The organism is Streptomyces sp. NPDC093252 (genome assembly GCF_040683675.1).
GTDB lineage: Bacteria > Actinomycetota > Actinomycetes > Streptomycetales > Streptomycetaceae > Streptomyces.
Window position 1 is genome coordinate 274,124 of sequence record NZ_JBFBEM010000004.1, and the last position, 20,462, is coordinate 294,585.

Consider the following 20,462-nt stretch of genomic DNA (forward strand, 5'->3'; position numbering starts at 1 on the left):
TTGCATCGAGGGGGTGTTCGGTGGGGGGCGGGTTGGCGCCGGCCGGGTGCGCGCCGCCCGGCAAGGGCCGCGCGCCGGGGAAGGACGGCGCCGGGACCGCCGTCGAGCATGGAGGGGCCGCGGAGCGGCTCCGCGGTCGTACGGCACCGGTGAGAAAGACGGAAAGCCGAGGTGTTTCGTGGAGAAGAATCTGTGCGGGAAGACCGCCCTCGTGACCGGCGGGAGCCGGGGGCTCGGCGCCGCAGCGGCCCGGCGGCCGGCGGCGGCCGGAGCGGATGTGGCGGTCAGTTATGAGAAATCCGCGCACAAAGCCGATGGCGTCGTGAAAGAAGTCGAGGAATTCGGCGTACGGGCCCATGCCTATCGCGCGGACCAGGGCGACCGGGACGAGGTGATCGGACTCGTGGCCGGAGTCGCCGAGCGTTTCGGGCACATTGACATCCTGGTCAACAACGCGGCCGTGTTCCTCGGCGGCGGACCCCCGGGATCGCTGAGCCGGGAGGAGTCACGGCGACTCCGGGACATCAATGTGCACGGCGTGGTGACCACCACCACCGAGGCGCTGCGGCACATGCCGGACGGCGGCCGGATCATCTCCATCGGCACCATCTCCGCCCGGCGCGCCTTCGCCGCCGGATTCGGCGACTACGGCGCCACCAAGGCCGCCATCAGCGCGTACGGGCGCTCCTGGGCCCATGAACTCGCCCCGCGCGACATCACCGTGCACACGGTCGTGTCCGCCTTCGCGCTCACCGACATGGGAATTCCACAGGACAGTGAGATCGGAAAGGTGCTGCTTTCTCTCGCGCCTTTCCACCGCTATGCGCGCCCCGAGGAGGTCGCCGCCGCGGTGGGGTTCCTGGCCGGTTCCGACGCGTCCTGCATCACCGGTACGGATCTCAACGTCGACGGCGGCTGGAACGCGTGGAGCGGACCCATGGAGCGTGCACCGACGGTTTCATCGATAGTTTTTTGCCAGCTCTTGAGAAGGTGTTCAGGCGCTGTACAGAAAGGTGGCCCGACCGGCGGTTTCTTGGGCTCAACTAGGTCATTTTAACGAAGCCGGGGTACTCGGCGGGACCTAGCTTGTTCCTGCCCTTGCAGATACACCGCACAAAGGAGCCATCACATGCCAACCGTCAAGAACATCGTCCTCGTCCATGGGGGCTTCGTCGACGGCTCCGGCTGGCAGGGGGTGCACCGGATCCTCACCCGTGACGGGTTCAACGTCAGCATCGTGCAGAACCCGACCGAGTCCCTCGCCGGGGACGTCAAGGCCACCCACCAGGTCATCGAGGCCCAGGACGGCCCCGTCGTGCTGGTCGGCCACTCCTACGGCGGTGTCGTCGCCACCGAGGCCGGCCGGCACGACCGGGTCGCCGCGCTCGTCTACATCGCGGCGTTCGCCCCCGACAAGGGCGAGTCCGTCAGCTCCCTGATCGCCGACCCGCCCCCCGGCGCCCCGGTCCCGCCGATCCTGCCCCCGCAGAACGGCTATCTGTTCCTGGACCGGGAGAAGTTCGCCGAGTCGTTCGCGGCCGACCTGGACGCCGAGGACGCCAAGTTCCTCGCCGACTCGCAGGTGCCGTGGGGCCTGGAGGCCCTCAACGGCGCGGTCACCGAGGCGTCCTGGGCCACCAAGCCGAGCTGGTACCTGGTGGCGAGCGACGACCGGATGATCCCCCCGCCCGCCCAGCGCATCATGGCGGAGCGGGCCGGGGCCACGGTCACCGAGGTCCCGGGCAGCCACGCGGTCTACGTCTCCCGGCCCGAGGCCGTCGCCGAGATCATCAAGCAGGCCGCCACCGCCTGAGCCCGCCCCGCCTCCGAGAGCGGCCGGCCGTTCCGCGGACCGGCCGCTTCGCCTCCCGCCCCGGCCGTGTGCGCGGCTCCCCGGGGGCCGGTCCCCCCTACGACTGCCCGCTCAGCGCGTCCCGCAGCCCCGCCCGGGACGTCACATTCAGCTTCGGGAACACATTGCGCAGATGCGCCGCCACCGTCCGCGGCGACAGGAACAACTGCGCGGCGATCTGCTTGTTGGTGAGCCCGGTCGCGGCGAGCTGCGCCACCTGCTGCTCCTGCGGGGTGAGCAGCGCGAGCCGCTCCGCCCCGGGACCCGTGGTGCGCACCGCGACCCCGGTGGCCCGCAGTTCGCTCGCCGCCCGCGCGCTCCACGGCTCGGCGCCGAGGCGCTGGAAGGTGCTCAGCGCCGCGTCGAGATGCGTCCGCGCCGCCACCGCCGCCTTCGCCCGCCGCAGCCGCTCCCCGTACGCGAGGCAGATCCGCGCCCAGTCGAACGGCCAGCGTTCGGCGCCGGGCGAGGTGATGGCCGTCGCGAACAGCTCGTGGTCGATGGTGTCGGGCTGGGCCATGGCCTCCGCCGCCGCGGTCAGCATCGCCAGCCGCGGGGACAGGGACGGCACCCCGGCCTCCTTGACCGCCGCGATGTGCGCCAGCGCCTCGGCGTGCCGCCCGGTGCGGGCCGCGGCCTCGGTGAAGTCGAAGAACAGCCACAGGGAGTGCGCCAGATGCCGGGGCAGCTCACCGGGCGTGGTCAGCGACCGCAGCCGACGGTAGGCGGCCTCGAAGTCCGCGGCGCCCAGCGCCGACAGCGCCCCGATGTGCGCGCCGTACATCCGCAGCGAGCCCAGTCCCCGGGGGTTGCCCCAGGACACCAGCCGGTCGGCCAGCTCCCGCGCCTCCTGCTCCTGGCCCCGCGCGGCGGCCAGCATGCCCCGCAGGAAGTGCCCCACATGGGCCGTCATGCGGTAGCTGTACGCCGTGCACCACTGGAGGCCCTCGTCCACGACCTCCGTCAGATCGTCCCACTGACCGGTGTAGAAGGCGTCGTTGCCCAGCAGGAACAGCGCCTCGATCGCCGAGGTGATGGCCCCGCCGTCCCGCCCGTCGTCGATGACCCGGCGCAGCGCGCTGCGGCACCCCGGCAGCCGGTCGACGTACGAGGCGGCCATCGCGGTACGGATGATCCGCCGCGGGTCGGTCTCCCGGTACAGGTCGGGGATCAGCCGGTCGAGGTCGGCCAGCACCTCCGACCCCCGGTACGCGGGGTCGCCGAACGCGCCGAACACCACCGGCAGCAGGGTGTCGGAGGGCAACTGCCCGATCCGGGCCACCGCGTTCTCCCAGGACTCCCACTGCTCCGGGCGCCCGCCGAAGTGGCAGAGCACCAGCAGCATGTGCAGGGCGTCGCCGACGATGTCGTCGACCCCGCCGCCGCCCTGGACATGGTTGTCGACGGCGCCGACGAGCAGCCGGTGGGCGGTGTCGGCGTCGCCCTCGCCGTTGAGCAGTTGCCCGGCCGCCGCGACCGCCGCGGCCAGCGAGTCGGCGCCCACCGGGTCGGCGAGCGCCGCGTTGTCCAGCAGCGCGCGGACGCTGCGCAGGTCGCCGGTGATGTTGACGCCCATGCACGCCGCCTCGGCCAGCCGACGGCCCTTCAGCGGCCCGGTGCTGGACAGTTCGGCCGCGCGCAGCAGGGTGGTGATGGCGCCGACCGCGTCGCCCCGGCGCAGAGTGTTGTAGGCGACCTCGTGGAGCAGCGCGGCCACCTCGTCGTCGGGCCCCACCGCCGCGTCGGCCAGATGCCGGGCCCGGTGCTCCGACCCCTCCGGGAACTCCCCGGCCAGCGCCAGGTGCCCCCAGCGCCGCTCCTCGCTGGTCGACCACTCCATCACCGCCGAGCGGGTCAGCGGATGCCGGAAGAGCAGCCGTCCGGTCACCGCGTCCACCTGTACCAGCCCCGCCCGCTCGGCCGGGCCCAGCTCGCCGAGTACGGCGGCCCCGCCGTTCGACGCCCGCTGGAGGATGTGCAGATCACCGGAGCCGTCCAGCACGGCGAGCAGCAGCAGCCGCCGGGTCGCCGCCGGGAGCGCGCCCACCCGGACTGCGAAGATGCCCTTGAGCCGTTCGGTCAGCGGCAGCACGGCCGGCAGCGGGCCGCGTTCGGTCTGCTGCGCCTCGTTGAGGGTGACCGGCAGCTCCAGCAGGGCGAGCGGGTTGCCGCCCGCCTCGGTGACCAGCCGGTGCCGGACCCGGGCGGTCATCGCCGGGAACCGCTCCTCGACCAGGGCGTGCGCGGAGTGCTCGTCCAGCGGGTGGACCTCGTGCCGGGGTATGCGAGTGCTGCTGAGGAACGACTCGTCGCCGGTGCGGGCCGCGGCCAGCAGCACCATGGCGTTGGTGCGGGTGTAGCGGGCGACCGTCGCCAGCACGGCCGCGCTGGGCCGGTCCAGCCAGGCCACGTCGTCGATGACCAGCGCCAGCGGCCCGCCCTCGGCGGTGGTCCGGTTCAGCAGCACCTGTACGGCGTTGGCGACCGCGAGGAGTTCGGCGGGCTGCTCGTCGGAGAGGCCCCGGATGGCCTGGATGATCCGCGCCTGCCGTTCGGGGAGCGCGGCGACCTGACCCGCCAGGGGCTGGAGCAACTGATTGAGCGCCGAGAAGCTGACGCTCTGCTCGAACTGTGAGCCGACCACCCGCATCACCCGGAAACCGGCCCGTTCCGCGCGGGCCGCCGCCTCGTCCAGCAGCGCGCTCTTGCCCACCCCGGCCTCGCCGGTCAGCATCAGCGCGGTGCCCCGGGTGGCGTCCGAGCCGAGGAGTTCGTCGAACAGCGCCAGCTCCGCCGTACGGCCGACCAGACGGCCCGCGGAGGGCAGGCCGGGGCCCTCGACGGCGTTGCCGTCGGCGTCGTCGAACCGGCCGTCCGCCGTGGCCGGGGGAGATGGGGACGACATGGTGCCTCCCGTCGTGGTCGAGCTGGAACAGCGACAGGACGGTGGGGGAGAAGGAAAGTTCGGTTACGCCTGTGTGAACTGCATCACATCATACGGTGAGGGTCCCTCATGTCGGAGGGCCGGGGCCGTGATCCCTGGGATCCCGGCCCCGACCGGTCGGCCCGCCGTGGGCGGGTCAGTTCGCGGCGGGCGGTGAGGGCAGACCCCACTGCGCGTAGTCCAGTTCCCCGTCACCGCTCTTGGTGAGCAGGTCCTTCTTGCCGGAGGCCCAGGCGATGGCGAGCTTGTCGCCGCTGGACAGCTCGACGGTCCCCCTGGTCCGGTCGGTGCTGTTCTTGTCGACACAGCTCAGCGTGATCGCGGTGTCCTTGAGCAGACCGTCGCAGGCGTGCCGGGCCGTGCCGTCGTTGCTCTGGAAGGCGAGCATCACCGTCCGGCCCTGGATGATCATGGCCACCTGGTCGACGTCCGACTCGCCGAGCCAGCCGCCGTCCAGCTTCGCCGCGCCGGCGCCCGTGCTCGCGGCCGGGGAGCCGCCCGGGCTCGGGGAGGCGGCGGTGTCCACGGCGGAGGCCGTGACCGAGGGCGAGGGCGACGCCGAGGACGAGGACGAGGACGAGGATGAGGACGAGGCGGCGCCGTCGGCGGAGTCGTCGCCACCGCAGCCGGTCAGCAGTAGCGCGCCGAGACCGGCACCGGCGAGGGTGACAAGGGTGGATGTGCGCATGGGGTGGGTTCTCCGGGTGATCGGGCGTTCGAGGGTTTCGAGAGTTTCGAGAGTTTTTGGGGGTTTTCGGGGGTTTCGGGGCGTGCGGGATCCAAGCCCCGTACGAAAGAGGGAAAGCGGAGTGAGAGGCCGGGGAGTTCAGACCCCGGCCGGGGCGTCGGTGCGTGCGGTGCCCGTGCCGGTCGGCGCCGGGCCGCTCTCGCTGAGGCCGAACCGGTCGTGGAAGCGGCGCAGCGGGCCGGGCGCGTACCAGGCCGCGCGGCCCAGCAGCCGCATCGCGGCGGGCAGCAGCACCCCGCGCACCGCGACCGCGTCGATGAGGATGGCCAGTCCGCTGCCGAGGCCGAACATCTGCATGAAGCTGACCTGCGCGGTGGCGAAGGCGAAGAAGCCGACGGCGAGCAGACAGGCGGCGGCGCTGACGATCCGCCCGGTGTGGCCGAGGCTGTTGACGACGGCGGTGTGGGTGGTCTCGCCCTGGTCGTGCAGCTCCTTGACCCGGCTGGTGACGAACACCTCGTAGTCCATGGACAGTCCGAAGGCGATGCAGAACAGCAGCACCGTCATGGAGGTGTCCATCGGCTGCGGGGTGAAGCCGAGCAGGGAGCTGAGATGGCCGTCCTGGAAGATCCAGGTCATCGCGCCGATCGCGGCGCCCAGGCTGACGATGTTCAGCAGCAGCGCCCGGACGGGCTGGACGATGCTGCCGGTGAACAGGAACAGCAGGACGAACGTCGTCAGCGCGACCAGCCCGCCCGCCAGCGGCAGCCGGTCGGCGATGGAGTCCTTGGTGTCGACGAGTTCGGCGTCCCCGCCGCCCACCAGGGTGCGGGTCGCGCCCTCGGGGCCGGGCGTCGCACGGACCGTGCCGACCAGTTCCTGGGCGTCGCCGGACTTCGGGGCGGCCGTGCCGATCACGCTGATCCGCATCGCGTCCGGCCGCTCCAGGGCCTGCGCGGCCGGGCCGGGCGCCTGCCAGGCGTCCGGGGTGTAGGTGCCGGTCGCCGCCTCGACGCGGCTCACCCCGGGCAGCGCGGCGAGGGTCTCGGCGTAGGCGTCGAGCGCCGCGTAGCCGATCTCGCCGTCGGCGACGACCTGGATCGCGCCCTCGTCGTCCCCGGCAAAGTCGGTGCGCAGGGCGGCGGAGACCTGCCGGCTCTCGGCGTCCTCGGGCAGCACCCGTTCGTCGGGGGTGCCGAAGGTGACCCCGAGCAGCGGGGCGGCGGCCAGCAGCAGCACGGCCAGCACCGGCAGCCCGGTCAGCACCGGCCGGCGCATCACGGCTCCGGCGAGTCGGCCCCAGAACGGCGCCCGGTGCCCGCCGGAGCGCTTCGGCAGCGGGATGCGGCCCTTGTTGACCTTGTGTCCGAGGAGCATCAGCAGCGCCGGCATCACGAACAGCGTGCCGACCGCCGCGATCACCACGACCCCGACCCCGGCGTAGGCGAACGACCGCAGGAAGTACTGCGGGAACACCAGCAGCGCGGTCAGCGCCACGGCCACGGTCGCCGCCGAGAACACCACGGTCCGCCCGGCGGTGTGCACGGTCGCCCGGACCGCGTCCGCCTCCGACTCCCCGGCGGCGAGCTGCTCCCGGAACCGGCTGATCATCAGCAGCGCGTAGTCGATGCCGAGGCCGAGGCCCAGGGCGGTGGTGAGGTTCACCGCGAAGATCGAGACATTGGTCGCGCCGCCCAGCAGGGCCAGTTCGGCGAAGGTGCCGGCCACCGCGATGGTCCCGATCACCAGCGGCAGCAGCGCCGCGACCACGCCACCGAACACGATCAGCAGCAACAGCAGGGTCAGCGGCACCGCGATGATCTCCGCGACCAGCAGGTCCTTCAGCACCTGGTCGGAGAGTTCGGCGCTGACCGCCGTACCGCCGCCCGCGCGGACGGTGAGGCTGTCGCGCTGACCGGTGTACGTCTCGATGATGTCGTGGGCGTACTGGTCGCGGGTCGCCTCGTCGCCCTCGACATGCGCGGCCACCAGCGCCGTGGAGCCGTCCTCGGAGACCAGCGCCCCGCTGCCGGTGTCCCAGTACGAGACGACGTTGGCGAGGTGCTCCTCCTCGCGCAGGGCGGCGACGAGTTTCTCGCCGTCCGTGCGGGCGGCCCCGTCGCCGACCGGGCCGTCCCGGCCGGTGACCAGCAGGACCAGATTGGTCTCGCCGCCGAACTTCTCGTCGATGACCTGCGCGGCCCGGGTGGACGGGGAGTCGGGGTCGTCGAAGCCGCCGCCGACGAGTTTGCCGAACGCACCCGCACCGACGACCCCCATCGCGGCGACGAGCAGCGCGGCCACGATCAGGATGGCCTTGGGTCTGCGGACGGCCAGTTCTGCCACTCGGTGGAACATGCGCCTATCCCTTCCGGAGCGATCGACTGCCGCCGCCCGTAAGGGAGTTGGGGGCGGAACGGAGGGTGGGGCGAGCCGGGTGGGCCGCCTGTCGGAGGGCAGGCGTGAGCCTCATCAATTCGGGCATTATCTGGTGGTTTCTAAGCGTCTGTGAGAGATGGACGCCCACAAGACGCCGGAGCGCCCGAGGAGTTCGCTTCCGCAGAGGTGACGTCGGTCACAAGGGGTGGGTCAGAGAGGGCCGGAGCGGTCGGCACATCGGAAAAGGGCCGGAGCGATGGGCTCCGGCCCTCTTCGGGGAGGGGTGCGCGCGGGACGCGTTACGCGGCGGCGGCCGTACCCGCGTGGTCGTGGACCAGCTTGATGAACTCGGTGAGCTGGGCGACGACCTCGGCGTCGTCACCGGGGTGGGTCTCGGCGAACCGGGTGACGGAGCCGGGGATGGACAGCTTCACGTCCGCCAGCACCTTGCCGCCCGCGATGCCGACCGACTTGCGGGTCTCGTCCTGCGCCCAGGCGCCGCCGTACTGGCCGAAGGCGGTGCCGAGCACGGCCACCGGCTTGTCGCTGAGGGCGCCGGCGCCGTAGGGGCGGGACAGCCAGTCGATGGCGTTCTTCAGCACGGCCGGGATGGTGCCGTTGTACTCCGGCGTGAAGAACAGGAGGGCGTCCGCCCCGGCGGCGGCGTCCCGGAGCTGCTGGGCGGCGGCGGGGACACTGCCCGGTACGTCGATGTCCTCGTTGTAGAACGGGATCTCGGCGAGGCCCTCGAAGAGCTGGACGTCGCTGCCGGCCGGGGCGAGCTTCACCGCGGTCTCGGCGAGCTGGCGGTTGTGGGAGCCGGCCCGGAGGCTGCCGACGAGCGCGAGGAACTGAACGGACATGGGGAACTCCAGGGGTGCTGAAACGTGACGGACACACTGCTGTCATATCCGGACCGGGGTCCGTTTATGTTGTAGCACCCTAAGCGGACCACGGTCCAGTTTCATTCCCGATGCTTTACGCTGGCTTCATGTCCGCCACCATCCCGCCCTTCGGGGCACCCCCGGAGCGCACCGCCGACGACGCCGAACTGCTCCAGCTCGGATCGGCCGACGACGAACCCTGCCTGCGCGCCGACGCGGCACGGAACCGGGCCAGGCTGCTGGAGGCCGCCGCCGCCCTGGTGGCCGAGCACGGCGCCGCCGGGGTCACGATGGAGGCGGTCGCCGCGGCGGCCTCGGTCGGCAAGGGCACCGTCTTCCGCCGCTTCGGCGACCGCACGGGCCTGCTCACCGCCCTGCTCGACCACTCGGAGCGCAAGTTCCAGGCCGCGTTCCTCGGCGGCCCGCCCCCGCTCGGCCCCGGCGCACCCCCCGAGGAGCGGCTGCGCGCCTTCGGCCTCGCCCTCCTCCACCGCTCGCCCGACGAACTGGAGCTCCAGCTCGCCGCCGAGCCCGCCAGCGCCGAGCGCCGCTACGACCTGCCGCCCCGCCGGCTGCTGCACGGCCATGTCGCGCTGCTGCTGCGCGAGGCCGTCCCGGACGGCGATCCCGAGCTGCTCGCCCATGTGCTGCTGGCCCACCTCAGCCCCGGCCTGGTCCACCATCTGACCCGGCACTGCGGAATGCCGATGGAGCGGCTGGAGGCGGGCTGGGAGGACCTGGTGACCCGGGTGATCGGCGGCGAGCCGGTGACCGGGAGCCCTTGCACGGAGCGCCTCCCGACGGGGACGGGCGGCGCCGGGGCCCGCTGACCGGCCCGCGCCTGCCGAGGTGGCCTTCTGTAGTGTCCCCACAGTGCCGCCCCGGTTCACCACCGAACCGTGATCCATCCGGACCCCGCCCCGCCCCCCTCGTCCCGAAACGGACGAAGCTCACCTTCCCGGCGGATGGTCCCCCGGCGGCCCCTCCCCAGCCCCTCACCTACGCGCGTGGAAAGTCCAAGGGAAAACAACCGGAACCCGCGCGAAACCCGGCCTCCGGCCTCTGCCAAGATGCCGTACGTCATGGTGCAGATACCGAACACGCCCACGCCTGGATCCGTGCCCACGAGCGCCGATGTCGCTCGTCTCGCCGGAGTCTCGCGCGCGACCGTCTCGTACGTACTCAACAACACCAGCGCGGTCCGCATCAGCGAACCCACGCGCCGCCGGGTGCACGAGGCGGCGAAGGAACTCGGCTACGTCCCGCACGCCGCCGCGCGCAGTCTGCGCGCCGGACACAGCCGGATCGTCCTCATGCCGTCACCGGCCATCCCGGTCGGCCCGCTCCACAGCCGGTTCCTCAGCGAACTCCAGTGGGCGGTCAGCCGGCTCGACTACACCGTCGTCCAGTACGGCACCCTCGGCCTGAGCGGGGACGACGCCGCCCGCGCCTGGGCGGAGCTGCGCCCGGTCGCCGTACTGGTCCCCGACACCGGGACGGGGCCGGAGGCGGTGGCGATCCTGAAACGGGCCGGCGCCCGCGCCGTCGTCACCCTCGGACCGGAGACCGTCGAGGGCGCCCACGCGCTGCTGATGGACCAGGACGAGGTCGGCCGCGCGGCCGGGGCGCATCTGCTGGCCCGCGGCCGGCGCCGGATCGGCGTGGTCGTCCCCGAGGAACCGGGCCTGGAGGGCTTCTCCCGCCCCCGGCTCGGCGGGGTCCGCCGCGCCCTCGACGGCAGCGGCGCGACCGTGGCACCGCTGCCCCTCGCCTACACCGAGGAGTCCGCCGCCCGGCTCGCCGCCGACTGGCCGGCCCACGGCCTGGACGCGGTGTTCACCTACAACGACGAGTACGCGATGCTCCTGATGCGCGCCCTCCAGGACGAGGGCGTCCGCATCCCCGAGGACACCGCGCTGATCGGCGCCGACGATCTGATGCTCGGACGGCTGCTGCGGCCCCGGCTCAGCACCGTCCACATCGATCTGCCGTCCGGCCGGACCATCGCCGAACTCGTCGACCGGGCGGTCCGGGACCCCGCAGGTCCCCCGGAGATCCGCGAGGTCCTGGGAGCCGCGGTGGTCCCCCGCGACTCCACCTGACGGCCCACGACCGGCCCTGCCGGACCACTGGTCGTCCGGCCCTGCCGGACTACTGCTCGTCGGGCCCTGCCGGACTACTGGTCGGCCTGCGGCTGCCCCGCCTTGGCCTGCTCCGCCGCCACCGCCTTGCGGACCTCGTCCATGTCCAGCTTCCGGGCCTGCCCGATGACGTCCTTCAGGGCGGCCTCGGGCAGGGCGCCGGGCTGCGCGAACACCGCGACCTGATCCCGGACGATCATCAGGGTCGGGATCGACCGGATGTCGAACGCCGCGGCCAGCTCCGGCTGCGCCTCGGTGTCCACCTTGCCGAACACCAGATCGGGGTTGTCCTGCGCCGCCCGCTCGTAGACCGGCGCGAACTGGCGGCACGGCCCGCACCACGACGCCCAGAAGTCGATCAGCACGAACCCGTTCTCGGTGACCGTCCGGTCGAAGTTCTCCTTGGTCAGCTCGACAGTGCTGCTCATGACCTGAATCCCTGCTTCCTGATGTCGGGGAAAACGTCCGGGGAACACCGCCGGACGGCCGCGTTATTCCGTACGCACATGCCCCGGTGCCGCACCGGCACGCGCCCCGGTGCCGCACCGGCACGCGCCCCGATGCCGCACGGGCACGCGCCTCGATGCTGCACCTGCACGCGCCTCGATGCCGCACCGGCACGCGCCCTGATGCCCTGCGGCACGCGCACCGATGCCCTGCGGCACCCCGTCCCGTGAGTCCGCCCGTGCCCCGGTTGTGGCACACGCGTGTACCGGGCCGCGTACCCGTGTGGCCACCGCGCACACCACCCACCAGACTGACCCCATGACGGAAACGGATTCCCAGGTGTCACAGACATCCCAGGTGTACGACGTCGTGGTGCTCGGAGCCGGTCCCGTGGGGGAGAACGTGGCCGACCGCACCCGGGCGGCCGGACTCTCCACGGCGATCGTGGAGAGCGAACTGGTCGGCGGCGAGTGCTCCTACTGGGCCTGCATGCCCAGCAAGGCCCTGCTGCGCCCGGCCATCGCCCGCGCCGACGCCCGCAAGGTGCCCGGACTGCGCCATCTCGTGCAGGGCGACCTCGACGCGTCCGCGGTCCTCGCCCACCGCGACGACGAGACCTCCCACTGGAAGGACGACGGCCAGGTCGCCTGGATCGAGGGCATCGGCGCCGAGCTGTACCGCGGCCACGGCCGCCTCGCCGGACCCCGCACGGTCACCGTGACCGGCCCCGGCGGCGAGGTGACCACCCTCACCGCCCGGCACGCCGTCGCCGTGGCCACCGGCACCCGCGCCCAGCTCCCCGACCTGCCGGGCCTCGCCGCCGTACGGCCCTGGACCAGCCGGGAGGCCACCAGCTCCCCGTCCGTGCCGGGCCGGCTGGTGGTGGTCGGCGGGGGAGTGGTCGCCACCGAGATGGCCACCGCCTACCGGGCGCTGGGCTCCGAGGTCACCCTCCTGGTGCGCGGCAAGGGCCTGCTGCCCCGGATGGAACCCTTCGCCGGGGAACTGGTCGCCGAGGCGCTGGTCGAGGCCGGGGTGGACCTGCGCACCGGCACCTCCGTGACCGCCGTCGCCCGCGAGCGCGGCACGGTCCTGGTCGACACCGACCACGGCGACCGTATCGAGGCCGACGAGATCCTCTTCGCCACCGGCCGCGCCCCGCGCACCGACGACATCGGCCTGGACACCGTCGGCCTCGCCCCGGGCTCCTGGCTGCCGGTCGACGACAGCCTCCGGGTCGAGGGCAGTGACTGGCTCTACGCCGTCGGCGACGCCAACCACCGGGCGCTCCTCACCCACCAGGGCAAGTACCAGGCCCGGATCGCGGGCGCCGCCATCGCCGCCCGCGCCCAGGGCGTACCGCTGCTGGAGACCGACCCCTGGGGCGCGCACGCGGCGACCGCCGACCACGCCGCCGTACCGCAGGTCGTCTTCACCGACCCGGAGGCCGCCGCCGTCGGGCTCTCCCTCGCGGAGGCCGAGCAGACGGGCCGTCAGGTCCGGTCCGTGGACGTCGAGTTCTCGTCGGTCGCCGGGGCGGGGCTGTACGCCGACGGCTACCGGGGCCGCGCCCGGATGGTGGTCGACCTGGACCGGGAGACCTTGCTCGGGGTCACCTTCGTCGGCCCCGGCGTCGGTGAGCTCATCCACTCGGCCACGATCGCCGTCGCCGGCGAGGTCCCGGTCTCCCGCCTGTGGCACGCGGTCCCGTCGTACCCGACGCTGAGCGAGGTGTGGCTGCGGCTGCTGGAGGCGTACCGCGGCTGACGCGATCCCCCGAGGGGTCGCCCCAACTCTGGCCGGAACAAGGGCAGTTGGGGCGGCCCTGTTCATTGGCCCGGTCATAATCGAGGTCCCGTCCGGAATCTTCGAGGAGGCCGTTGCCCTTCATGCGTACATCCCGCCGGAGCGCGACCCTGCTGGTCCCGCTGTCCCTGCCGTTGGCCGTGTCCCTGTCCCTGACCGCTCTGACCGGACCTCCGGCCCAGGCCGCCACCACGGCCTCCGAAGTCCTGAGCCACTACTACGACTCGGGCCTGGAGATAGCCCCGTCGGCCGATATCGTCTGCGCTCCCGGCGGCACCGCGATAGAGGGCACCGCCACCTTCGGCACCGAGCCCGGCGACCTCTGGACCGGCACCACGTCGTACGACTTCTGCCTCTACCCCACCGACACGCCCGACGAGTACACCTACTCCGGCCGGGAGACGCTGACCGGCTCGGTGACCGGATGCGGTACCGGCTCCTTCACCTGGATCGGCACCGGGCACAGCATGGACGGCGGCGTCTGGCGGATCGTGGCGGGCTCGGGCACCGGCGACCTGACCGGTGCCCGCGGCAGCGGCACCAGCACCGCCACGACCACCCCCGCGCTGGAGAACTTCGGGGAGTTCGCCGGCACCTTCGCCTGCTGACCCTCACTCCGGCAGGGCGAACCCCAGTTCCCGCGCCGCCATGAGGGGCGTCGGCTGGGCCCAGCGCTCGGCCACCGCCTCGTTCGACGCGAGCGAGCGCGGTTCGGCCCGGTCGAGATAGAGCGTCCCGTCGAGATGGTCGGTCTCGTGCTGCACGATCCGGGCCGGCCATCCCCGGAACACCTCGTCGAGCGTGTTCCCCTGCTCGTCCAGCCCGGTCAGCCGCACCTCGGCGGGCCGGGCCACCACCGCCTGCCAGCCCGGCACACTCAGGCACCCCTCGAAGAACGCCGCCCGCCCCGGCCCGAGGGGTTCGTACACCGGATTCACCAGCACCCGGAACGGCTGCGGCACCCGGCCCCGCGCGAGGGCCACCTCCGGCGGTACCGGTGCCGGATCCTCGATCACCGCGATCCGCAGCGGAACCCCGACCTGCGGCGCCGCCAGCCCGACCCCCGGCGCCGCCCGCATCGTCACCCGCAGCGCGGCCACGAACCGGGCCAGCAGCGCGGGCCCCAGTTCACCGTCGTACGGCCGGGTGCCGCGGCGGAGCACCGGATCGCCGGCCGCGACGATCGGCAACGGCCCTTCGGTGGCGAGGAGTTCCTCGACCCGCTCGGCGAGGGACAGGGGTGCGGAGCCGGGCTGCGGCTCGGGCAGGTGGGACATCCCGCCAGCATGCCAGACCCCTCGTTGTGACGGGGGTCACTCCATCGACCGGGAACCCGGCGGCACGACGGGCCGACCACTGCACCGACCCACCACCCGCACCCGACCCCTCAGCCCCACCCACCCCTCCCCCCCCCGTCAGCCCCGCCGCTCCCTCCCCAATCGCCCCGCCGCTCCCTCCCCATCCGCCTCGCCGCTCCCTCCCCGTTCGTCCCGCCGACCGACCCCGGAGAACCCCCGATGACCACCGCACCGCCGCACCGCACGGACGAGGCGTCCTCCCCAGACGCGGCCCAGGCGCCGACTTCCCCCGGCGCCTGGGCCGCCGTACGCCCCCTCGTCCTGCGTCTGCACTTCTACGCGGGGCTCCTCGTCGCCCCCTTCCTGCTGATCGCCGCCCTCACCGGCTTCCTCTACGCGGGCTCCTTCCAGGTCGAGAGGCTCCTCTACGCCGATGAACTGACCGTCCCGGCGGGGGACACCAAGCTCCCCATATCCCAGCAGGTCGCCGCCGCCCGCGAGGCCCACCCCGAGGGCGCGGTCGGCGCCGTGCGCCCCTCCCCGGTGGCCGACGCCACCACCCGCGTCCTGCTCACCGGGGTCGACGGCGTCGACCCCGACCGCACCCTCGCCGTGTTCGTCGACCCGTACACCGCCGAGGTGCGCGGCGCGCTGGAGCAGTACGGGTCGAGCGGGGCGCTCCCGCTGCGCACCTGGATCGACGAGTTCCACCGCGATCTGCACCTGGGCGAGACCGGCCGCCTCTACAGCGAACTCGCCGCGAGCTGGCTGTGGGTGATCGCGCTCGGCGGCGTCGCGCTCTGGTTCTGCCGTCGCCGCGCCCTGCGCAAGGTGCGCGGCACCAAGGGCCGGCGCCGGGTGCTCGGACTGCACGGCACGATCGGGGTCTGGGCCGCCGCCGGTTTCGTGTTCCTCTCCGCGACCGGACTGACCTGGTCGCAGTACGCGGGCGCCCACATCGACGAACTGCGCACCTCCCTCGGCGGATCCACGCCCTCCGTCACCGCGTCGGCGGGCGGCGACCACGGCGGCCACGGCGCGGCGGCGGGCGGTGACGCGGACCACGGCGTCGGCCTCGACCGCATCCTCGCCGCGGCCCGCGCCGAGGGGCTCGGCGACCCGGTCGAGATCGTCCCGCCCGCCGACCCGTCCTCCGCGTATGTCGTCAAGCAGATCCAGCGGACCTGGCCCGAGAAGCAGGACTCGGTCGCCGTGGACCCGAACACCGGGGAGGTGCTCGACGTCCTGCGCTTCGCCGACTACCCGGTGCTGGCCAAGCTCACCCGCTGGGGCATCGACCTGCACTCCGGCACCCTGTTCGGCCTGGCCAACCAGATCGCGCTGATGCTGCTCACGCTGGGCCTGATGGTGCTGATCGTCCTCGGCTACCGGATGTGGTGGCAGCGCGGGCGCGGCAACGCCTTCGGGCGTCCCGTCCCGCGCGGCGCCTGGGCCCGGGTCCCGCCCCTGCTCCTGGTCCCCCTGGTGGCGGCGGTGGCCGTCGTCGGCTACTTCCTCCCGCTCCTGGGCATCCCGCTGGCCGCGTTCCTGGCGCTGGATGTGACGCTGGGCGCGATCGCCCATCGCCGCGGGCGCCGGAAAGCGGCGTCAGGGAGTGAGGGCTGAGGAGGTGAGGGGGGTGAGGGGGGGAGGGGGTGATGGGGGCGGGACGAGATACGGCGGCGGGTCCCTGTGCTGCTGTCTGACTGACCGCACTGGGACCCGCCGCCGACTTGCTGTGTTCTGTGCTCGTACCGCACGGCGGTGACGACGCCCGGCGTCACCGCCCCTCAGAGGGCGTCGAAGTCGCCGCCCAGGGCGGAGGCCAGCCGCAGATGCGGTCCCGCCTCGTCGTGCCGGCCCTGCCGTTCGAGCGTGCGGCCCAGCATGAGCCGGGCATACTGCTCGACCGGGTCGCGCTCGACGATGACCCGCAGCTCCTGCTCGGCCCGCCGGAGCTGGGCGGAGTGGTAGTAGGCACGCGCCAGCAGCAGCCGCGGCCCGGTCTGCTCGGGCACCTCCCCGACCAGGTTGCTCAGCACCCGCGCCGCAGCGGTGTAGTCCTTGCTCTCGAAGTACTTCTGCGCCCGCTCCCAGCGGTCCGCCGGAGTCCCGCGGTCGTAGTACGAGTACGTGGTCGTGGTCGTGGTGTTCACTGGTCGACCTCCTTCACCGGGCCATAACCAGGGCGGGGTCGTTGAATATTCCACCACCTAGGCGCGCTGAGTGCGCAGCCCGTCCAGTTCGGCGCCGGCCCGCTCGGCGATGAGGGTCAGCACCCGCCCGGCGACCGCGAGGTCCTCGGCCGGGATCCCGTCGTAGATCCGCGTGGTGATGGGCCGGCTCTCGGCGCCGGTGGTCTCGTACAGGGCCTGACCGGCGTCGGTGAGCCGCAGTGGGCCGCTGCCGTCCGCGGTGAGCAGTCCCTTGCCGATGAGTCCGTCGACGGTCTCCCCGATCGACGACGCCGGGACCTTGAGGGCGTCGGTCATCACCCGGATCAGGTCGGCCCGCTCGACCGGTCCGCCGGCGGTGGCGACCGGCCTCATGGTCACCTGCTCCTGGAAGCTGACCCCGTGCCGCCCGAGCACGGCTTCGAGGACGCCGCGCGAGGCGTAGTGGGCGAGCGCGATGACACGGGGGTCGAGGGCGGGTGCGTGGGTGGGGGTGGTCGGGGTGGAGTGGGGTGCGTGGGTGGTGGTCATGGCTGCTGCTCCTGATCGTGGATCTGTTCTTGTTCCGGTTCCTTGAGCGGCGTGTCGAGAAGCACGCCCAGTTCCTGTACGAGGTGCCGGGTGCGGTCGCTGTCCAGGCCGCCGAGGGGTTCCAGGAGCTGCCGCAGCAGTCCTTGGACGACATCGATGGCCTGCCGGGTGACCGTGCGGCCCCGGTCGGTGAGCGCGAGCTGCACCGCGCGGGGGTCCTTGGGGTCGCGGGTCCGCTCCAGCAGCCCGGCGGACTCCAGGGCGCGGGCCAGCTTGGAGACATAGAGGGGTTCGAGCCCGGTGTGGTCGGCGAGCTGCCGCTGACTGGGCCGCAGCCCCGAGCGCTGCATCCCGTACAGCGAGCTGACCAGTGAGTACTGGGCATGGGTGAGCCCCAGCGGGGCCACCGCGCGGTCGACGGCGACCCGCCACTTCATGGAGAGCCGCCAGACCAGGAAGCCGGGGGTGGCGCGCTCGGACATCGAACTCATGACAAATACAGTACATGGCTACTATATCCAAGGCTACTATCTTCCTCCCCGCCCGCTGTTTCCGGGGCCGTCCGCGGGCGCAAGGGCCGAACGGGTGAGGCGGGCCGTCCCGGCGGGGGGAGTGCGCCGCCACTGAGTCAAGTGCGCCGGGACGGGCGTACCGACCCACTGACGTGGGGAGCCCGCCCGGACTAGGTTGTGGCCATGAGCAACCTTGATCGCGAGGCGGTGCCCGCGGTGTGCGGCGGCCGTGGGTTCGTCGTCGCGGAGCCGGTGCGTGAACTCCTCAGCCCCCGTCGCGTCCGGCTCGGAGAGTCCACGGAGGTCCGCCGGCTGCTGCCCAACCTGGGCCGCAGAATGGTGGGCGCGTGGTGCTTCGTCGACCACTACGGTCCCGACGACATCGCCGACCAGCCCGGTATGCAGGTGCCGCCGCACCCGCACATGGGGTTGCAGACGGTGAGCTGGCTGCACGAGGGGGAGGTGCTGCACCGTGACTCGACGGGCAGCCTCCAGACGATCCGCCCGCGCGAACTGGGGCTCATGACATCGGGCCGGGCGATCAGCCACTCGGAGGAGAGCCCGCGCTCCCACGCCCGTTTTCTGCACGGGGCGCAGCTCTGGGTGGCCCTGCCCGACGCCCACCGCCACACCGACCCGCACTTCGAGCACCACCCCGAGCTGCCGATGGTCACGGCACCGGGCCTGACGGCCAGGCTGATCCTCGGCACCCTCGACGGGGCGGTCTCACCCGGGACGACCTACACGCCCCTGATCGGCGCGGATCTCACCCTGGCCGCCGGTGCGGACGTACGGCTGCCGCTGGAGCGGGACTTCGAGTACGCGGTCCTGTCCATGTCCGGCGAGGCCCATGTGGACGGCGTCCCGGTGGTCGCCGGTTCCATGCTCTACCTGGGCTGCGGACGTACCGAACTCCCCCTGCGCACGGACACGGACGCGGCCCTGATGCTCCTGGGCGGCGAGCCGTTCGAGGAGGAGCTGGTCATGTTCTGGAACTGGATCGGGCGGTCCCAGGAGGAGATCGTGCGGGCGCGCGAGGACTGGATGGCCGGGACGCGGTTCGGGGAGGTGAAGGGGTACGAGGGGGAGCGGCTGCCCGCCCCCGAGCTGCCGACGGCACGGCTGAAGCCTCGGGGGCGGGTGCGGTGACCTGCGGGAATGCATGACTTCTGCCGCCCGCTGAGCCGGATCGGTCGAGGGCTGTCTCCAGCTTCTCGCCCGCTCCTGGTTGTGGTTCCCCACCGGGCTGCTGACGTGTGCCGTAGCGGTGGGCGATTTCACGGTGTGGTCTTCTGTGGGCGGGTGTGGCAGAGCCTTTGCTGACCAATGCTGACTTCGGTGATGGTCTGTCAAATATTGTTGCTGTGCTCTTCATGCAGTTCACGCGGTGAGTGGCTGGGCTTCCGGGTTCGGCTGCGGTTGGACTGATGCTGACTTCGATGGTGGTGCGTTGCGTATGGGCCTGGGCGTTCGGGTCGGCAAGCGGCGCTTTGTCGAGAGTGGACAAGCGGCGTGACTTCGCTGCACATGGATGCTGCCGCGAGTAGGACCGTCTCTGACGGATGACGAAGTTTGCTCGACAGGGGGTCCACTTTGCCGCTACCCGCAGGCCGCCCGGTGTCCCGGGCCTCGTGGCATGTGTGCTGCGCGCGGAATGGGTGCTCATGGAGCAGAGGGATCGGGATGATTCCCGGTGACGGCGGCGCTGCCTCGCAGACGGACGTGACTTGGATGACGTGGTGGGCGAGTGCTACCTGTGTGTCTGGTCACCGGGGGCCGGGCAGCGGCAAGTCCGCGCTGCTCGGCTGGCTGGTGGGGCATGGGATGCGGCCCGGCACCGTCCCCGTGCGCCGTGTCCACGGGTTCGTCCCGCTGACCGGTCAGAGCGCGCTGACGGTGGCGTGGGCGCTGTCGGGGCAGTTGTCGGTCGCGGCGGGCACACCGGGGGAACTGGTGAGGACGCTGGCCCGCGACGGGCGCCGTACGGTCGTGGTGCTGCCTGATCTGCACGCCGCCGGCACGCCCGGGGACGTCGCCGCCCTGATCCTGGAGCTCGACGGGGTCGAGCACATACGTGTGCTGGTGGAAGTGCGTTCAGGGAGTGATGCGGCCTCGGAGATGAGTGGGGCGCGTCCTGCGGTGATGGACCTGGACGAGTCGCGGTGGCGCGACGAGGAGCGGCATTTCCGCTGGCGGGAGGAACGGCCGACCACGGCACGATCCGCCACGGCTTCGGCTTTCGTACCCGTGCCTCAATCCGACTTTGTGTACGTCGCGCCCGGCGGCCGGCCACCTGCGCGGGCAGATCCGACCGCTGGTCACGGCGTACGCGGCCACCCTGGAACGCGCCGGATACCCACCGCGCCTGTTCTTCTCCCGCACCTTCACCATCGACACCGGGCAGATCGTCAACCAGGGCCGGGCACAGGCCCTGTTCCGAGGTCTGACCGCCACCAACGGCGAACCCATGACCCCGCGAGAAGCACGCGGCTACGGCGAGGCGAGCCTGCCGGCCGTACGCGGCCCCATCCGGTGCATCACCCCACTCCCACTGGCCGCCTCCGGACGCCTGCCGGCCGCAGTCACCGGAAAGAGGAACCAACCCACCAGCACACCGAGCCTCCTCGTCGAAGAACTCGACCCCCGCCACCTCTCCCCGGTCGTACGCGCCACCGGCCGCCGCCTGCGCCGCCACGTCCTGGCCCTGCCCGAGCACTGGATCGAACACACAGGCATGGCCCAGGGCCGCGCCGGATTCGCCTTACCCGGCCTCCCCGCCACCTGACATTCGGGCCCCGGGGCGGGT

General features: G+C 72.5%; 18 protein-coding genes. 9 read left to right on the forward strand and 9 right to left on the reverse strand.

The genetic code is table 11. From position 1 onward, the window contains the following. Positions 1 to 178 precede the first annotated feature (178 nt). Complete coding sequence (locus AB0O01_RS10110) at positions 179 to 1,057, forward strand: SDR family oxidoreductase (protein ID WP_365312021.1); 879 nt, start codon at positions 179 to 181, stop codon at positions 1,055 to 1,057. A gap of 72 nt (positions 1,058 to 1,129) precedes the next feature. After that, entirely contained in the window at positions 1,130 to 1,813 is a 684-nt protein-coding gene (locus tag AB0O01_RS10115) for an alpha/beta hydrolase (RefSeq protein ID WP_365312022.1), read from the forward strand. A 97-nt stretch (positions 1,814 to 1,910) separates the two neighbouring features. Here AB0O01_RS10115 and AB0O01_RS10120 read toward each other — a convergent pair whose 3' ends face one another. The 4 genes from AB0O01_RS10120 to AB0O01_RS10135 all read right to left on the reverse strand — a co-directional run bounded on the left by AB0O01_RS10120 (position 1,911) and on the right by AB0O01_RS10135 (position 8,726). Then, positions 1,911 to 4,757, reverse strand: coding sequence for an AAA family ATPase (locus AB0O01_RS10120; protein WP_365312023.1), 2,847 nt, complete (start codon positions 4,755 to 4,757; stop codon positions 1,911 to 1,913). Between the two features lie 175 nt (positions 4,758 to 4,932). Continuing rightward, entirely contained in the window at positions 4,933 to 5,484 is a 552-nt protein-coding gene (locus AB0O01_RS10125; RefSeq protein WP_365312024.1) for a hypothetical protein, read from the reverse strand. 138 nt (positions 5,485 to 5,622) lie between these two features. Next, positions 5,623 to 7,842: an MMPL family transporter gene (locus tag AB0O01_RS10130; protein ID WP_365312025.1), complete on the reverse strand. Its 2,220-nt coding sequence runs from the start codon at positions 7,840 to 7,842 to the stop codon at positions 5,623 to 5,625. A gap of 320 nt (positions 7,843 to 8,162) precedes the next feature. After that, complete coding sequence (locus AB0O01_RS10135; protein WP_365312026.1) at positions 8,163 to 8,726, reverse strand: NAD(P)H-dependent oxidoreductase; 564 nt, start codon at positions 8,724 to 8,726, stop codon at positions 8,163 to 8,165. 128 nt (positions 8,727 to 8,854) lie between these two features. Here AB0O01_RS10135 and AB0O01_RS10140 point away from each other — a divergent pair, with 128 nt between their 5' ends. Then, entirely contained in the window at positions 8,855 to 9,577 is a 723-nt protein-coding gene (locus tag AB0O01_RS10140; protein WP_365312027.1) for a TetR/AcrR family transcriptional regulator, read from the forward strand. Positions 9,578 to 9,817: 240 nt separating this feature from the next. Beyond that, a complete protein-coding gene (locus AB0O01_RS10145) occupies positions 9,818 to 10,849 on the forward strand; it encodes a LacI family DNA-binding transcriptional regulator (RefSeq protein WP_365312028.1) in 1,032 nt (343 codons plus the stop codon). Positions 10,850 to 10,923: 74 nt separating this feature from the next. Here the strand turns inward: AB0O01_RS10145 and trxA are convergent, their stop codons facing one another. After that, positions 10,924 to 11,316 (reverse strand): thioredoxin, encoded by a 393-nt coding sequence (gene trxA, locus AB0O01_RS10150; RefSeq protein WP_365312029.1) that lies wholly within the window; start codon positions 11,314 to 11,316, stop codon positions 10,924 to 10,926. Between the two features lie 337 nt (positions 11,317 to 11,653). Between trxA and AB0O01_RS10155 the strand changes: the two genes are divergently transcribed. Together AB0O01_RS10155 and AB0O01_RS10160 are read left to right on the forward strand one after the other, a co-directional pair. Next, positions 11,654 to 13,102, forward strand: a complete 1,449-nt coding sequence (locus AB0O01_RS10155) for an NAD(P)/FAD-dependent oxidoreductase (protein ID WP_365312030.1) — start codon at positions 11,654 to 11,656, stop codon at positions 13,100 to 13,102. 122 nt (positions 13,103 to 13,224) lie between these two features. Further along, positions 13,225 to 13,749, forward strand: a complete 525-nt coding sequence (locus AB0O01_RS10160) for a DUF3224 domain-containing protein (protein ID WP_365312031.1) — start codon at positions 13,225 to 13,227, stop codon at positions 13,747 to 13,749. A gap of 3 nt (positions 13,750 to 13,752) precedes the next feature. On the opposite strand, the gene AB0O01_RS10165 is transcribed toward AB0O01_RS10160, so the two are convergent. After that, on the reverse strand, positions 13,753 to 14,418 hold the full coding sequence (locus tag AB0O01_RS10165; protein ID WP_365312032.1) for a peptide deformylase: 666 nt from the start codon (positions 14,416 to 14,418) through the stop codon (positions 13,753 to 13,755). 240 nt (positions 14,419 to 14,658) lie between these two features. Here AB0O01_RS10165 and AB0O01_RS10170 point away from each other — a divergent pair, with 240 nt between their 5' ends. Beyond that, positions 14,659 to 16,065 carry a PepSY-associated TM helix domain-containing protein gene (locus AB0O01_RS10170; RefSeq protein WP_365312033.1) on the forward strand — a complete coding sequence of 469 codons (1,407 nt, stop codon included), beginning with the start codon at positions 14,659 to 14,661 and terminating at the stop codon, positions 16,063 to 16,065. 164 nt (positions 16,066 to 16,229) lie between these two features. Here AB0O01_RS10170 and AB0O01_RS10175 read toward each other — a convergent pair whose 3' ends face one another. From AB0O01_RS10175 to AB0O01_RS10185, 3 genes are read right to left on the reverse strand one after another with little or no spacing between them, the layout of a single operon-like run. After that, positions 16,230 to 16,595 (reverse strand): tetratricopeptide repeat protein, encoded by a 366-nt coding sequence (locus AB0O01_RS10175; RefSeq protein WP_365312034.1) that lies wholly within the window; start codon positions 16,593 to 16,595, stop codon positions 16,230 to 16,232. Between the two features lie 57 nt (positions 16,596 to 16,652). After that, positions 16,653 to 17,144, reverse strand: a complete 492-nt coding sequence (locus tag AB0O01_RS10180; protein ID WP_365312035.1) for a MarR family transcriptional regulator — start codon at positions 17,142 to 17,144, stop codon at positions 16,653 to 16,655. Further along, positions 17,141 to 17,635: a MarR family transcriptional regulator gene (locus AB0O01_RS10185; RefSeq protein WP_365312036.1), complete on the reverse strand. Its 495-nt coding sequence runs from the start codon at positions 17,633 to 17,635 to the stop codon at positions 17,141 to 17,143. Before AB0O01_RS10185 ends, AB0O01_RS10180 begins: the two co-directional genes overlap by 4 nt. Positions 17,636 to 17,839: 204 nt before the next feature. Between AB0O01_RS10185 and AB0O01_RS10190 the strand changes: the two genes are divergently transcribed. Continuing rightward, a complete protein-coding gene (locus AB0O01_RS10190; protein WP_365312037.1) occupies positions 17,840 to 18,805 on the forward strand; it encodes a pirin family protein in 966 nt (321 codons plus the stop codon). A 1,114-nt stretch (positions 18,806 to 19,919) separates the two neighbouring features. Then, positions 19,920 to 20,441 (forward strand): hypothetical protein, encoded by a 522-nt coding sequence (locus tag AB0O01_RS10195; protein WP_365312038.1) that lies wholly within the window; start codon positions 19,920 to 19,922, stop codon positions 20,439 to 20,441. Positions 20,442 to 20,462 lie beyond the last annotated feature (21 nt).

Coding starts and splice junctions, on each gene's coding strand:
- AB0O01_RS10115 (WP_365312022.1), top strand. CDS start 1,130: ATGCCAACCGTCAAGAACATCGTCCTCGTCCATGGGGGCTTCGTCGAC.
- AB0O01_RS10120 (WP_365312023.1), bottom strand. CDS start 4,757: ATGTCGTCCCCATCTCCCCCGGCCACGGCGGACGGCCGGTTCGACGAC.
- AB0O01_RS10125 (WP_365312024.1), bottom strand. CDS start 5,484: ATGCGCACATCCACCCTTGTCACCCTCGCCGGTGCCGGTCTCGGCGCG.
- AB0O01_RS10130 (WP_365312025.1), bottom strand. CDS start 7,842: ATGTTCCACCGAGTGGCAGAACTGGCCGTCCGCAGACCCAAGGCCATC.
- AB0O01_RS10135 (WP_365312026.1), bottom strand. CDS start 8,726: ATGTCCGTTCAGTTCCTCGCGCTCGTCGGCAGCCTCCGGGCCGGCTCC.
- AB0O01_RS10140 (WP_365312027.1), top strand. CDS start 8,855: ATGTCCGCCACCATCCCGCCCTTCGGGGCACCCCCGGAGCGCACCGCC.
- AB0O01_RS10145 (WP_365312028.1), top strand. CDS start 9,818: ATGCCGTACGTCATGGTGCAGATACCGAACACGCCCACGCCTGGATCC.
- trxA (WP_365312029.1), bottom strand. CDS start 11,316: ATGAGCAGCACTGTCGAGCTGACCAAGGAGAACTTCGACCGGACGGTC.
- AB0O01_RS10155 (WP_365312030.1), top strand. CDS start 11,654: ATGACGGAAACGGATTCCCAGGTGTCACAGACATCCCAGGTGTACGAC.
- AB0O01_RS10160 (WP_365312031.1), top strand. CDS start 13,225: ATGCGTACATCCCGCCGGAGCGCGACCCTGCTGGTCCCGCTGTCCCTG.
- AB0O01_RS10165 (WP_365312032.1), bottom strand. CDS start 14,418: ATGTCCCACCTGCCCGAGCCGCAGCCCGGCTCCGCACCCCTGTCCCTC.
- AB0O01_RS10170 (WP_365312033.1), top strand. CDS start 14,659: ATGACCACCGCACCGCCGCACCGCACGGACGAGGCGTCCTCCCCAGAC.
- AB0O01_RS10180 (WP_365312035.1), bottom strand. CDS start 17,144: ATGACCACCACCCACGCACCCCACTCCACCCCGACCACCCCCACCCAC.
- AB0O01_RS10185 (WP_365312036.1), bottom strand. CDS start 17,635: ATGAGTTCGATGTCCGAGCGCGCCACCCCCGGCTTCCTGGTCTGGCGG.
- AB0O01_RS10190 (WP_365312037.1), top strand. CDS start 17,840: ATGAGCAACCTTGATCGCGAGGCGGTGCCCGCGGTGTGCGGCGGCCGT.